Source organism: Streptomyces sp. NPDC017940 (assembly GCF_044328435.1).
Classification (GTDB): Bacteria; Actinomycetota; Actinomycetes; order Streptomycetales; family Streptomycetaceae; genus Streptomyces.
In genome coordinates this window covers 381,348-394,526 of record NZ_JBIRHJ010000003.1, presented here as the reverse complement: position 1 = coordinate 394,526, position 13,179 = coordinate 381,348, and the positions used below count along the sequence as shown (strand labels likewise).

General features: G+C 74.0%; 10 protein-coding genes. 3 read left to right on the top strand and 7 right to left on the bottom strand.

The features are described from left to right. Positions 1-11 precede the first annotated feature (11 nt). From ACH4DX_RS11865 to ACH4DX_RS11855, 3 genes are all read left to right on the top strand, one after another. Positions 12-446: a (deoxy)nucleoside triphosphate pyrophosphohydrolase gene (locus ACH4DX_RS11865; RefSeq protein ID WP_398154963.1), complete on the top strand. Its 435-nt coding sequence runs from the start codon at positions 12-14 to the stop codon at positions 444-446. Between the two features lie 127 nt (positions 447-573). Further along, on the top strand, positions 574-1,026 hold the full coding sequence (locus tag ACH4DX_RS11860; protein ID WP_398120240.1) for an ATP-binding protein: 453 nt from the start codon (positions 574-576) through the stop codon (positions 1,024-1,026). An 892-nt stretch (positions 1,027-1,918) separates the two neighbouring features. Then, a complete protein-coding gene (locus ACH4DX_RS11855; protein ID WP_398155258.1) occupies positions 1,919-4,531 on the top strand; it encodes a SpoIIE family protein phosphatase in 2,613 nt (870 codons plus the stop codon). Between the two features lie 43 nt (positions 4,532-4,574). Here the strand turns inward: ACH4DX_RS11855 and ACH4DX_RS11850 are convergent, their stop codons facing one another. The 7 genes from ACH4DX_RS11850 to ACH4DX_RS11820 all read right to left on the bottom strand — a co-directional run bounded on the left by ACH4DX_RS11850 (position 4,575) and on the right by ACH4DX_RS11820 (position 12,987). Then, complete coding sequence (locus tag ACH4DX_RS11850) at positions 4,575-5,288, bottom strand: PspA/IM30 family protein (protein WP_398154962.1); 714 nt, start codon at positions 5,286-5,288, stop codon at positions 4,575-4,577. A 124-nt stretch (positions 5,289-5,412) separates the two neighbouring features. Then, entirely contained in the window at positions 5,413-7,449 is a 2,037-nt protein-coding gene (locus ACH4DX_RS11845; RefSeq protein ID WP_398155257.1) for a TPM domain-containing protein, read from the bottom strand. Positions 7,450-7,599: 150 nt separating this feature from the next. Next, a complete protein-coding gene (locus ACH4DX_RS11840) occupies positions 7,600-8,877 on the bottom strand; it encodes an alpha/beta hydrolase family protein (protein WP_398154961.1) in 1,278 nt (425 codons plus the stop codon). Positions 8,878-8,970: 93 nt separating this feature from the next. Then, the gene (locus ACH4DX_RS11835) at positions 8,971-9,819 is read right to left on the bottom strand and encodes a succinate dehydrogenase/fumarate reductase iron-sulfur subunit (protein WP_398154960.1); all 849 of its coding nucleotides are present in this window, start codon (positions 9,817-9,819) and stop codon (positions 8,971-8,973) included. Continuing rightward, on the bottom strand, positions 9,816-11,756 hold the full coding sequence (locus ACH4DX_RS11830) for a fumarate reductase/succinate dehydrogenase flavoprotein subunit (protein WP_398154959.1): 1,941 nt from the start codon (positions 11,754-11,756) through the stop codon (positions 9,816-9,818). Before ACH4DX_RS11830 ends, ACH4DX_RS11835 begins: the two co-directional genes overlap by 4 nt. 20 nt (positions 11,757-11,776) lie before the next feature. Next, on the bottom strand, positions 11,777-12,610 hold the full coding sequence (locus ACH4DX_RS11825) for a hypothetical protein (protein ID WP_398154958.1): 834 nt from the start codon (positions 12,608-12,610) through the stop codon (positions 11,777-11,779). Between the two features lie 56 nt (positions 12,611-12,666). Next, positions 12,667-12,987, bottom strand: coding sequence for a hypothetical protein (locus ACH4DX_RS11820; protein WP_398154957.1), 321 nt, complete (start codon positions 12,985-12,987; stop codon positions 12,667-12,669). Between the last annotated feature and the right edge of the window lie 192 nt (positions 12,988-13,179).

The window sequence follows — 13,179 nt, the reverse complement described above, 5'->3', positions numbered from 1 at the left end:
GGCTCCGCCGCATGACTGAGCTGATCGCGGTGGTGGGTGCCGCGCTGTACGACGAGGGGCGACTGCTCGCCGCCCGCCGGAGCGCGCCCGCGGAACTGGCCGGGCGCTGGGAGCTGCCGGGCGGCAAGGTCGAGCCCGGGGAGCGGGACGAGGACGCGCTGGTGCGCGAGCTGCGGGAAGAGCTCGGGGTCGAGGCGGAGCCGCTCGCGCGGGTGCCGGGGGAGTTCGACCTCGGGCGCGGTCATGTGATGCGGGTGTGGCGGGCCCGGCTGCTCGCGGGCGAGCCCCGGCCCCTTGAGGACCACGACGAACTGCGCTGGCTGCGCCCCGGGGAACTGTGGACGGTGGACTGGCTGCCCGGCGACGTCCCGGCGATCCGGGCGCTGATCGACTCCCCTCCGGATACGGAACCCCTGCGGTCCGCGGTGCCATATAACATTCCGTGACACCCGGGCAAGGGGGCGCGCGAGGTGATGGGGGGACAGCTCAAGCGCCCCCTACGCCGTTCGTGTCACTGCGACCCCGTGAACACGGTAGTCCGGCCGGGATATCGGGTATGTGCCCATTAACCCCATGAAACCGGACAAAGGTCCGCCGCTGGCCCGGGAAGTGATCGGCGTGCTCGACACCGAAGGCGACTGCGCCGAGTGGGCTTTCCCCGCGGACCCCGGCGCCGTGCGCACGGCCCGCGCCGTGGTCCGCGGGCAACTCGGCGACTGGGGTCTCGGCGCTCTCGGCGATGTCGCCGTGCTGCTCGTCAGCGAATTGGTGACCAATTCCCTGCTGTATGCCTCGGGCCCCATCGGCGTGCGTCTGGTGCGCCCGCCGGGAGCGGGGGGCGTCCTGCTCGTGGAAGTCTCCGATCCGCTTCCGGACCCGCCGAGGGAACGCGCCGCCGCCCCCGACGACGAGGGCGGACGAGGCATCCAGCTGGTGGCACGATCGTCCCGGCGCTGGGGTACCCGACCGGGGCGTACGGGCAGTGCGGGGAAGACGGTGTGGTTCGAGCTGGTGCTGCCCGGATAGAAGACAGGTGGCGCCGGTACGTACAAGTGCGGGGGACGAGCACAAGGCGGACACGGGCCAAAAAGCGTTGAGTCCGTGCTGTGATCGTGAACGGCGTGTGGCCCGGCACCGTAGTGCTGGATACTGCGGGCAGCCACATCCGGTGACCGGTGCCGGACGCGGTGAGCTGGAGGGGACGGTTCGCGTGAGCGAGATACCAGCGAAGGCGACGGGTGCGGAGCGGCCTGTGGCGCGGGCGGGCGGTGCCCTGCCCACCCGGCCGGTGCCGGGTCTGCCCGGAGCCGGGGGGACACCTCGCTCGGCGGAGCCCGCGGGTGCCGCGGGCCCCGGGCCGGGAGACACCCCCGAGGACTCCACGGCCGAGGACGCGCCCGGCTCCGCCGAGGGTGCGCGCGCCTCCGGCTTCGGCACGCCAGGCCCTGCGCAGGGCACGCCCGGTTCCGCCCACGGCACACCCGGTCCCGCCGGGGGCACGTCCGGCTCTGCTTACGGCACGCCCGGTGTCGGTGGCGGTGCCTACGGCTCTGGCAGCGGTGCCTACGGCTCTGGCAGCGGTGCCTACGGCTCTGCGGTAGGCCCGCCCGGTGTCGGCAGCGGTGCCTCCGGCTCTGCCCGTGGCACGCCCGGCTCCGGCGGCGACGTGACCGGCTCCGCCGAAGGCACACCCGGCTCCGACTACGGCACGCCCGGTCCCGCCGAACGCCCGCCCGGCTCCGGCCCCGGTACGCCCGGCCCCGCCGACCGCGGTGACGCGGGTCGCGTAGCCCCGGGCACGTCCGCGTCGGCACACCCGGGTCGGCCGGGGGGCGTACCGCGGCGGGACGGCGGTGTCGACGCGCGTCGCCCCGGTGCGGCCACCGCGTACTCCCCGGTCGACACCGGACCCCTCCCCTTGGACGACATCGCCTGGCAGACCAGCCCCCCGGGGTCCATCTACGACTACATCAAGGTGGCGTCCTTCTCGATCGGTCCCGACGGCCTGGTCGACCAGTGGAGCGTGCGCGCCGAGCGGCTGTTCGGCGTGGCCGCTCAGGACGCCGTCGGCAAGGACCCGATCGAGGCGTTCGTCACCCCCGATCTGCGCCGCAGCGGCCACCGCAAGATGGCCGAGATCCTCGACGGCCGGGAGTGGACCGGGTCGGTCCCCTTCCGGGTGCCGCCGACCGCCCCCGGCACGGAGACCGCCCCCGGCACGGAGACCGCCTCCCACACGGAAACCGCCCCCGGCACGGAAACCGCCACCCCCGGCCTGGAAGGCATCGCCGAGGTCTATGTCATGCCGGCCAGGACGGCCGACGGCGAGCGCTCCGCGGTGTGCATCGTCGTCGACGTCCGCGCGCTCCGGCAGATAGAGAGCGATCTCGCCGCGTCGCAGGCGATCTTCGGGCAGTCCCCCTTCGGTTTCCTGCTGTTCGGTACCGACCTCACGGTGCAGCGCGCCAACCGCCGCTTCGCCGACGTCTTCGGCGGCACCGTCGACGACCACCGCGGCCGGACCGTCCACGACTATCTGCCCCGCCACGAGGCCGACCGCATACAGGCCGCGCTGCACCGCGTCCTCGCGACCGGCGAGGCCGTCACGGACATGCAGATCGTCGGCCCGGCCCCGGGCGGCAACGAACGCCGGCACTGGTCCGTCAACCTCTACCGCGTGCACAGCGGCTCCGGCCGGCCCATCGGCATAGCCTTCCTGGGCAGCGACGTCACCGGCCGGCACGCCGCCGCCCGCGAGGCCGCGCACGCCCGCCGCAACCTCGCCCTCCTGAACGAGGCGGGCGCCCGCATAGGCAACTCCCTGGACCTGGAGACCACCGCCCGCGAACTGCTCGACGTCGCCGTCCCCGGCTTCTGCGACCTCGCATCCGTCGACCTCTACCAAGGCCTCCTCGACGGCGACGAGGCCGTGAACGTCCGGCAGAGCCTCGCCGACGGCAGTGCCGAGCTGCGCCGGGTCGCCTTCGCCAGCGCCGTCGCCGACGCGCCCTTCCCCGAGGGCACCGGACCCGTCGAGGTCGGCTCCGTACACCGCTTCGGCTTCAGCTCGCCCTGCGCCGACGCGCTTCGCACCGCCCGTCCGCGGCTCGTCGCCGCAAGCGACGACAGCGGGCCCGCACGCCGGCTGACCAGCGGGCTCATCCAGTCCACGCTCGCCGTGCCGATGGTCGCGCACGACACCGTCGTGGGCCTCGCGCAGTTCTCCCGTACGAAGGGCAGCGAGCCGTTCGGCGAACGTGACCGCGCGCTCGCCGTGGAACTCGCCGCCCGCGCCGCCGTCTGCATCGACAACGCCCGCCTCTACCGCCGCGAGCACGAACGCGCCCTGATCCTCCAGCGGTCCCTGCTCCCGCCCGGCGACCCCGAGGCCGCGGGGCTCGACATCGCCTGCCGCTATCTGCCGGGGAACGCCGCCACCGAGGTCGGCGGCGACTGGTTCGACGTCATCGAACTGCCGGGACACCGCACGGCCCTGGTCGTCGGCGACGTCATGGGGCGCGGCCTGCGCGCCGCCGTCGCCATGGGCGAACTGCGCTCCGCCGTCCGCACGCTCGCGCTGCTCGACCTGGAGCCCGCCGAGGTGCTCTCCGCGCTCGACGAGATCGCCCGCGGCCTCGGCAGCCCGCAGGGCCCCAAGGACGCCCGGCGCCCGGCGTCCGCCCGCGGCGGCGACGGCGACGACCTCGCCGAGGTCTACCTCGCGACCTGCGTGTACGCGGTGTACGACGCCGTCACCCGCCGCGTCACCTTCGCCAACGCCGGGCACCTGCCGCCCGTGCTCGTCGAGCCGGGCGAGAGCGCGCTCATGCTCGACGTGCCCCCGGGCATGCCGCTCGGCGTCGGCGGCGAACCCTTCGAGGAGGTCGAGGTCGACCTGCCGGACGACGCGCTGCTCGCGCTCTACACGGACGGCCTCGTCGAGTCCCGCGACCACCCCCTCGACGAGGGCCTGAACGCCTTCGTCGGCGCGCTCACCGACCCCGCGCAAGCGCTCGAGGACATCTGCGACCACGTCCTGAACACCCTCGACACGCACCACGGCGAGGACGACATCGCCCTCCTCATGGCCCGCGTGCGGGGGCTGCCCGCCGAGCACGTTGGCGACTGGACGCTGCCGCGCGAGCCGCAGTCCGTGGGCCGCGCCCGCGAGCTGGCCTGCGAGCGGCTGCGGGAGTGGGACCTGGACGGGCTCGTCGACACCGCCGAGCTCCTGGTCAGCGAACTCGTCACCAACGCCCTGCGCTACGGCGAGGGCGAGATCCGGCTGCGGCTGCTGCTGGACCGGACCCTGGTCTGCGAGGTGTGGGACGCGGGCCTCGTCCAGCCGCGCCGCCGCCGTGCCCGCGACACCGACGAGGGCGGCCGCGGCCTCCAGCTCGTCGGCCTGCTGAGCGCCGCCTGGGGCTCACGCCGCACGCCGCGCGGGAAGACGGTCTGGTTCGAACTGGCCCTGCCCGACGGGGACGCGCAGCCGATGGACGCCGCGGAGGCGCTGATGAGCCTGTTCTGAGCCCGCTCCGAGCCCGCTCCGGCCCCTGCCCCCCGGGGGGCCCTCACGTGGTCGCCTTCATCGCGGCGAGCCGCGCCTCCACCTCCGCGGTGTCGCTCAGGCTGTCGAGGCGCTCGAACTGCGCGTCCAGCGAGGACGCGGCGAGTTCCTCGCGGCCGAGCGCCCGCGCCTCCTCCCGCTGCACCTTCTCCTCGAACCGGTGCAGCTCGCTCGTCGGGTCGAGCACGTCGACGCTCTGTGCCGCGTCCAGCATCCGGTTCCGCGCCTGCGCGGACTTGGCCCGCGCGACCAGTTGGTTCCGCTTCGACTGCAACTCCGTCAGCTGGATCCTCATGGTGTCCAGGCCGTCCTTGAGCCTGCCGACCACGCCGGTCTGCGCGGCGATGGACGGCTCGGCGTCCCGCGCCTCCTTCTCGGACCGCAGCTGCCGCCCGAGCGCCACCTTGGCAAGGCCGTCGAACCGGTCCGCCTCCGCGGCGTTCCCGTCCGCCCGCAGCAGGTCCGCCTTCCTGCTGGCGGCGAGCGCCTTCGCGCCCCACTCGGCCGCGGCCTCCAGGTCCTCCTTGTGGTCCTGCTCCTGCAACCGCAGATCGCCGATCGTGGTCGCGACGGCCTGCTCGGCCTCCCGGATGTTCTCCGTGTAGTCGCGGATCAGCTGGTCCAGCATCTTCTGCGGGTCCTCGGCCTGGTCGATGAGCGCGTGCACATTGGCCCGCGCCAACTGCGCGACGCGCCCGACGACCGTCTGCTTGACCATGGCTGTCTCCCTCTTCCTGGGCCGCTTCCTGGGCCGCGTCGCTTCCTGGGCCGCGTACGAGGCGTACGAGGCGTACGAGGCGTACGAGGCGTACGGGTACGGGCGTGCTGCGGGCGTACGAGGGTCAGAACCGGCCCCCTCCGCCCCGGCGCCCCCGCGTCCCGCCCCCGCCGAAGCTCCCGGGACCGCCCCCGCCGAAACCGCCGGACCCGCCCCCGCCGCCGAAACCGCCACCGGACCCGCCGCGGCGCGCGCCGCCCAGGATCTGCCCGAGGACGATCCCGCCGAGCACGGCCCCGCCCGTGCCGCCGCCCCGGCCGCCGTACGGATGGCCGTACGCCCGCACGTCCCGCTCGGCGAGCGCGTGTGCCTCGCGGGCCAGGGAGTCCGCGCGCTGGGCGTCGGCCAGGGCGGCCGCGGGCCCGCCGGTGCCCCCGGGCTGCTCCGCCCGTGCCAGGTGCCGCTGCCCCTCCGCGAGCCGGGTGCGGGCCTCGCTGCCGACGGCGCCGCGGTGCGTCGTCACATAGTCCGCGGCGGCCGCGACGGCGCTGCGGGCGGTGAGGAGCGCCCGGCCGAGCAGGGAGCGGGCGCGCTCGTCGGCGCTCTCGCGGGCGCGCGCGCCACGGAGCGCGGCGTCCAGGGCCGTGTCCGCCTCCTCCACGCGGCGCAGGGCGTCGACGGGGTCGGGGCGGCCCGCCGTCAGGGACCGCCGTACCTCGGCGACCACGGCCTCCACCCGGGCCGTCCGGCCCCGCAGCTCACCGGTCGGCACGCCGTCACCGGTGCCCGCCAGGAGTCCGTGTGCCTCCGCGAGGTCGGCCTCCGCATCGGCGAGCGCGCCCGGCAACCTGCGCGAGGCCTCGGCGAGTTCGGCGGCGAGCCGCTCCACGGCCGTCACGAAGGTGCCCGCCTGGTCGACGGCGCCCTCGGCCGCGCGCAGATGGACCGCGGCCCGGGCGTGGTCGCCCCCGCCCACCGCCTCGCGGGCCCGGTGCAGCTGGGCCGACGCGAACACCAGCCGGTCGTCGGCCTGGGCGACATGGCCGAGAACCGCCTCGGTGGCGCCGGGCGCGTACGCGGCGCGCGCCTGCGCGAGAGTGCTCCCTGCGGTACCGGCACGCGCCTCCACCTGCCGGAACGCCGTCTCGGCGTGCTCCAGTGCCGCGGGCGCCCCGCGCTCCAGGGCGCGCAGTCGGTCGAAGGCGGCGGCCTCGGCGTCCAGGCGCCGCCCCGCCTCCGTGCAGCGGGCGACGATCTCGTCCAGCATGCGGCGTCGCGTCGCGTCGTCCTCGGGGTGGGCGTCGTCCAGGCGCTGGCGGAGCCGGAACGCGGCCGTCAGCTCGTCGCGCGCGGCGGCGACGGCGGCGGTGAACGGCTCTGCGGCCTCCTCGCCGAACTGGGCGGTGGCGAACCCCAGTTCCTCGGTGCTGGTGCGTACGGCGTCGTCGGTCTCCACCAGGAGGGCCCCGGCCCTCGCGTCGAGTTCGGGCAGCGGCACGGGCCGGGGCCCGGCCGCGGGGCCCGGTGTCGTACGGGTGGTGGAGCGCCGCCTCCTGCGCCGGTACGCGGTGAAGGCGACGGCGCCCGCGACCCCGGCGGCGGCCACCGGCAGCGCGAGGTCGCCCGCGACGCCGTCGTCGGCGGCCCGCACGCCCCCGCCGGGGTCGGCCTCGCCCGGGGTGACCGTCGGCGTCGGCACGGGCCGCCCGTCGAGCACCGCCGCGTACCCGTCGGCCGCGCCGACCGCCGCCCCGGCCCAGTCGCCGCGCCGCAGCGCGGGTTCGACGGCGGTGCCCGCGACCTCCCGCAGCTGCGCGTCGGTGAGCCGGGACCCGTCGGCGACCGTGTAGGCGTACTGGCGGTCGTGGGTGGCCACCGCGAGCAGCACGTCGTCGTCACCGAGGCCGTTCCTGTCGGCGGTGGCGTCGGCCCAGGCCTGCGCGGAGCGGCCGGAGAAGTCGCGTACGTACACGACGAACAACTGCACGCGCTGCTCGTCGTACAGCCGGTCGAGGGCCGCGGCGACGGCCCGGCCGCGGTCGCCGAGCGCGTCCGTCCTGTCGGTGACCTGGCCGTCACGGTCGAGGCGCACCGGGTCGTCGAAGGGTGCCGCGGGCGCGGCGGTGGGCGCTGCGGGCTGCGCGGACGCCGTGGTCGCCATCGGCGGGAAGCAGCACGCGCCGAGCAGCACGGCGGCCGCCGCCCGCGCGGATATGTGCGACGGGGCGCGGGGGGACGGCGTCACACCGGTCAGCGTATGACCTGCTTTGTCCGCCCGCGACCGGGGGCGCTCCGGGGTGCGGGCGCCGCGCTACGGCCGTACGAAGCGGACCTCGGGGAAGCGCGGCGACGGGCCGTCCAGGAGGTGGCCGTCGCGGCCGCGGAGCCAGCGGTCGAAGAACGCGGTGACGTAGGCACGCTGGGCGGTGGTGGCCCTGGCCGGGTCGACGGTGCCGATGTTCTGCTCGACGACGTCGCGGCCCACCCCGGCCTGCGGCAGGACCGCCGCCAGGTCGGTGTACGTCTGGTGCCGCGCGCCGCGCAGCGTCAGGTCCCGCTTCCAGCCCGTGCTGTGCTTCCAGAAGGGGCCCCAGGACGGCTCGGTGGTGTGGTCGCTGCCGTCGCGGCCCATCAGGAGGAACGGCCGGTCGAGGCCGTGCCGGGCGACGGGCATGAGGTTCGTGCCGTTGGGTTCGCCGTTGTACTCCAGGGTGCCGTCCATGTTGACGCCCGCCCGCACGCGCTTGTCCTCGTACATGGTCCCGGCGGCGGCGATCCCGCCCGCTGACTGCCCGAACATGCCGACGCGCCGGGTGTCGACCGCATCGCCGACGCCGTGGGGCAGCGAGGTGAGCCGGTCGAGGACGAACTTGTCGTCGGCGACACGGACGCCCAGCACCTTCTCCAGAAGCTGCGGCATCCCCTCGGGCCCGGCCTGCGCGAGCGCGTCCCGCAGGGGCTCGTCGTCCGTCACGGAGCCGTCGGGGAACTGCACGCCCGGCGACTCGTAGGTGTGGTCGACGGTCACCACGACGTAGCCGCGGCTCGCCATCTCCTCGGTGAGGGACGTGCCCCAGGTGCGCGGGTCGCCCGCGCCCGCGCTGTACACGAGCACCGGCAGGCGCCCGCCGTGCCCGGGCCCCGCGGCCGCCTCCTCGAGCGGTGCGCCCTCCCGCGCGTGCGTCCGCATGCCCGCCCAGTCGACCGCGCCCAAGGGAATGCCGTGCCGCTCCGCCGCGCCCCAGCGGGCCGCCGCCCCCGCGGCCATGTACGGCGCGAGGGAGTGCCCGCCCGCGGCCCGCGCCGGGTACCAGACGCTCACCATCAGCTCCCGGTGCGGCCGCGAGGGAACCCACGGGTCGGGCCTCGAACGGTCCACGAGGCGGGTGGAGAACGTGCCGACGGCGTGCGGTCCCGTCGGCGCGGGCAGCACGGCCCGCACCCCCGGCCGGTCCGGCGCGGGCGCCCCCGCCGCCCCGTGCGCGGACGCGGGCGCCGCGGTCCCGGCGGCCGGCACGGCCGCCACTGCGAGGGCCAGGGCGAGGGCGGCCCTGCGGGAACGGGTGCTGCGAAGATCGCTGAGGTCCATGCCTCCATGCTGGCGCCGCCGTACGCCCGCCACCATGGAGGCGATCCACAGGATCCGGGGTGGGGGATCACCCCCACCCCGGCTCCCGGCTGTCTACGCAGGCCGACGCCGGATCTTGTTGCCGAGCCAGACCAGCGGATCGTACTTGCGGTCGACCGCCCGCTCCTTGAGCGGGATGAGCGCGTTGTCGGTGATGTGGATGCCCTCGGGGCACACCTCCGTGCAGCACTTGGTGATGTTGCAGTAGCCCAGGCCGTGCTCCTCCTGGGCGGTGGCCTTGCGGTCGAGGCCGTCGGCAGCCGCCGCGTCCAGCGGGTGCATGTCGAGTTCGGCCACGCGCATCAGGAAGCGGGGCCCCGCGAAGGCCGTCTTGTTCTCCTCGTGGTCACGCACCACATGGCAGGTGTCCTGGCACAGGAAGCACTCGATGCACTTGCGGAACTCCTGGGAGCGGTCCACGTCCTCCTGCATCATGCGGTACTCGCCCGGGCCGAGGTCCTTCGGCGGTACGAACGACGGCACCTGTCTGGCCTTGTCGTAGTTGAAGCCCACGTCCGTCACCAGGTCCCGCACCACGGGGAACGCCCGCAGCGGCGTCACCGTCACCACCTCGTCGCGGCCGAAGACCGACATGCGGGTCATGCACAGCAGCCGGGGGCGGCCGTTGATCTCGGCGGAGCACGAACCGCACTTGCCGGCCTTGCAGTTCCAGCGCACCGCGAGGTCGGGGGCCTGGGTGGCCTGGATCCTGTGGACGATGTCGAGGACCACCTCGCCGTCGTTGACCCGGACGGTGAAGTCCTTCAGGCCACCGCCGTCGACGTCGCCGCGCCAGACCCGGAAGCGCGCGTCGTAGGCGCCCCCATCGGAGCCCTTGTCCTCGCCTTCGCCCGCGTCGGGGCCGGGGCCGGAAGCCGTCTCGGAAGGCGTACGCGTACTCACTCGTAGAGCTCCTCTTCGGCGAGGTACTTGACCAGCTCCTCCTTGTCGAAGAGGGCGAGCAGGTCGGGACGGATGGGGTCGGTGGTGACCCGGGAGAGGGCGATCCGGCCGCGGCCCGGATCCGCCGCCACCGGCTCGCCGGGCGGGTCGGCGAGCCGGCACAGCAGGTTCACGCGGCGCCAGTCGCGGTTCATCCCCGGGTGGTCCTCGCGCGTGTGCCCGCCGCGGCTCTCCGTCCGCTCCAGGGCCGCCCGGGCCACGCACTCGCTGACGAGCAGCATGTTGCGCAGGTCCAGGGCCAGGTGCCAGCCCGGGTTGAACTGGCGGTGGCCCTCGACCCCGGCCCGCCGGGCGCGCCGCCGCAGATCCGCGAGCCGCTCCAGGGCCTCCGCCATCTCGCCCTCGCGGCGGATGATGCCCACCAGGTCGTTCATGGTCTGCTGGAGTTCCTGGTGCAGGGTGTACGGGTTCTCCGGGACCGTGCCGTCCCGCGGGCCCTCGGCGCTGAACGGCCGCAGGGCCTCCGCCGCCGCCAGGTCCACCTGGGCGTCGTCCACCACCCGGGCGGCGCCGGGCGCGGCGGCGTGGCGGGCCGCGTGGAGACCGGCGCGCCGCCCGAACACCAGCAGGTCCGAGAGGGAGTTCCCGCCGAGCCGGTTCGAGCCGTGCATGCCGCCCGCGACCTCACCGGCGGCGAAGAGCCCCGGCACGCCGCGCGCCGCCGCCGTGTCGGACTCGACGGCGATGCCGCCCATCACGTAGTGGCAGGTCGGGCCGACCTCCATCGCCTCGGCGGTGATGTCGACGTCGGCGAGTTCCTTGAACTGGTGGTACATCGACGGCAGCCGGCGCCGGACGACGTCGGCGGGCATCCGGGTCGACACGTCGAGGAACACCCCGCCGTGCGGGGAGCCGCGGCCCGCCTTCACCTCGGCGTTGATGGCGCGCGCCACCTCGTCGCGGGGCAGCAGCTCGGGCGGGCGGCGGTTGTGGTCCGGGTCCTCGTACCAGCGGTCGCCCTCCGCCTCCGACTCGGCGTACTTCTCCTTGAAGACGTCCGGGACGTAGTCGAACATGAAGCGCTTGCCCTCGGAGTTGCGCAGCACCCCGCCGTCGCCGCGGACGGACTCGGTGACCAGGATTCCCTTCACCGAGGGCGGCCAGACCATGCCCGTCGGATGGAACTGTACGAATTCCATGTTCAGGAGCGGCGCTCCGGCGAGCAGCGCGAGCGCGTGCCCGTCGCCCGTGTACTCCCACGAATTCGACGTCACCTTGAAGGACTTCCCGATGCCGCCGGTGGCGAGTACGACGCTGGGCGCTTCTACGACGAAGAACCGCCCGCTCTCACGTTCGTAGCAGAAGGCACCGGCGACGCGTCCGCCGTCGTCGTCCTCGTCCTTCAGTACGCGGGTGACGGTGCACTCCTGGAACACCTTCAACCGGGCCTCGTAGTCCCCGAACTCCCGCTCGTCCTCCTGCTGCAACGCCACGATCTTCTGTTGCAGCGTACGGATGAGTTCCAGGCCGGTACGGTCGCCGACGTGCGCGAGCCGCGGATATTCGTGCCCGCCGAAGTTCCGCTGCGAGATCCGGCCGTCCTCGGTGCGGTCGAAGAGGGCGCCCCACGTCTCCAGTTCCCACACCCGGTCGGGGGCCTCGCGCGCGTGCAGTTCCGCCATGCGCCACTGGTTGAGGAACTTCCCGCCGCGCAGGGTGTCGCGGAAGTGCACCTGCCAGTTGTCACCGGAATTCACATTGCCCATGGACGCGGCGATGCCGCCCTCGGCCATCACCGTGTGCGCCTTGCCGAACAGCGACTTGCAGATCACCGCGGTACGCGCGCCCTGCTCACGCGCCTCGATGGCGGCCCGCAGTCCGGCACCCCCGGCGCCCACCACGACGACGTCCCACTGCTGTCGCTCCACTTGAGACATCAGAAGCACCCTTTGTTCCGCTAGAAGAGGGTCGGGTCGTCGAAGGCGCCGGACGCGATGAGATACACATAGAAGTCCGCGAGCGCGACGCTGATCAGCGAGGCCCACGCGAGCAGCATGTGCCGGCCGTTCAGCCGGCCGACCCACCGCCACATCCGATAGCGCACCGGATGCTTCGAGAAGTGCTTGAGCTTTCCGCCGACGATGTGCCGACAGGAATGGCAGGAGAAGGTGTACGCCCAGATCAGGGTGATGTTCACGAGGAACACCAGGGTGCCGAGCCCGGCGTGCCCCCATTCGTAGTGCTCGTTCCGGAAGGAGAGCACGGTGTCGTACGTCAGAATCCCCGCGACCGGTACGGCCGCGTAGAAGAAGTACCGGTGGATGTTCTGGAGGATCAGCGGGAAACGCGTCTCGCCCGTGTACTTCGCGTGCGGCTCGGCGACCGCGCACGCGGGCGGTGACGCCCAGAAGCCGCGGTAGTAGGCCTTGCGGTAGTAGTAGCAGGTGAGGCGGAATCCGAGCGGGAAGATGAGAATGAGCAGGGCGGGGCTGAGTCCCCACCAGCTACCGAGAATCTCCCAGTTGGGGCCGTTCCGCATGGGCTCGCAATTGTCCGCGAGACAGGGCGAGTAGAACGGCGAGACGTAGGGCGCCTCGTAGTAGTCGGCGTTCGCGAACGCCCGCCACGTCGAGTACACGACGAAGGCGAGCAGTCCGGCGGCGGTCGCGGCGGGCTGGAGCCACCAGCGGTCCGTCCGCAAATGGGCAGCGGCGATCGCGGCGCGCGTGCCGTGCCGTACGCCGCCGGGGGCCGTGCCCTTCTTCAGATGGGGTTCCGTGCCAGTGGCCAACGAGGCTCCACTCCTTCGTCGACGTGCGGGGTGCGGGGCGTGCGGTGCGCGGTGGGCTAGGGCGCGTGCCGGTCGCGGGCGCCGAGGCCCTCGTCGTCCGAGTCCGTCCACAGCGAACGGTCGTACGGCGTGTCGGGGATGGTGACCAGGTCGGGGCGGGCCTTCGGGGGCGCGGTCGGTACTGGCGGCGTGGTGGCGGTGCCGGCGGCGGCGCGCAGCAGGGCGACGCTCTCGCGCAGATGCTCGGTGTCCATGCGGACCCGGCGGAAGTCGACACCGGCCAACTCGACGCCGGCCCGCTGTTCGACCCTGCCCACCGTGCGGACCAGCTCGTCCACACAGTCCTGAATAGCCGTCAGATCGTCGTGCAGAGCCATGACTTGCCCTCGCTTCGGATGCGGGTGCGGTGGCTGCGCTCACGCAAAACGCTCATGCGCCTGCGAGTGTCGCGCGTCACATCCCGCTTGGGAAGCCATGCGCACCGATTCGCCCCCTTCGGGTGGGGGGCCGCCGGGGGGCGGGTGCTTGAGAGGTCCTCCGTGCGGGAGGGCGAGCGTGCCGGTGATTTG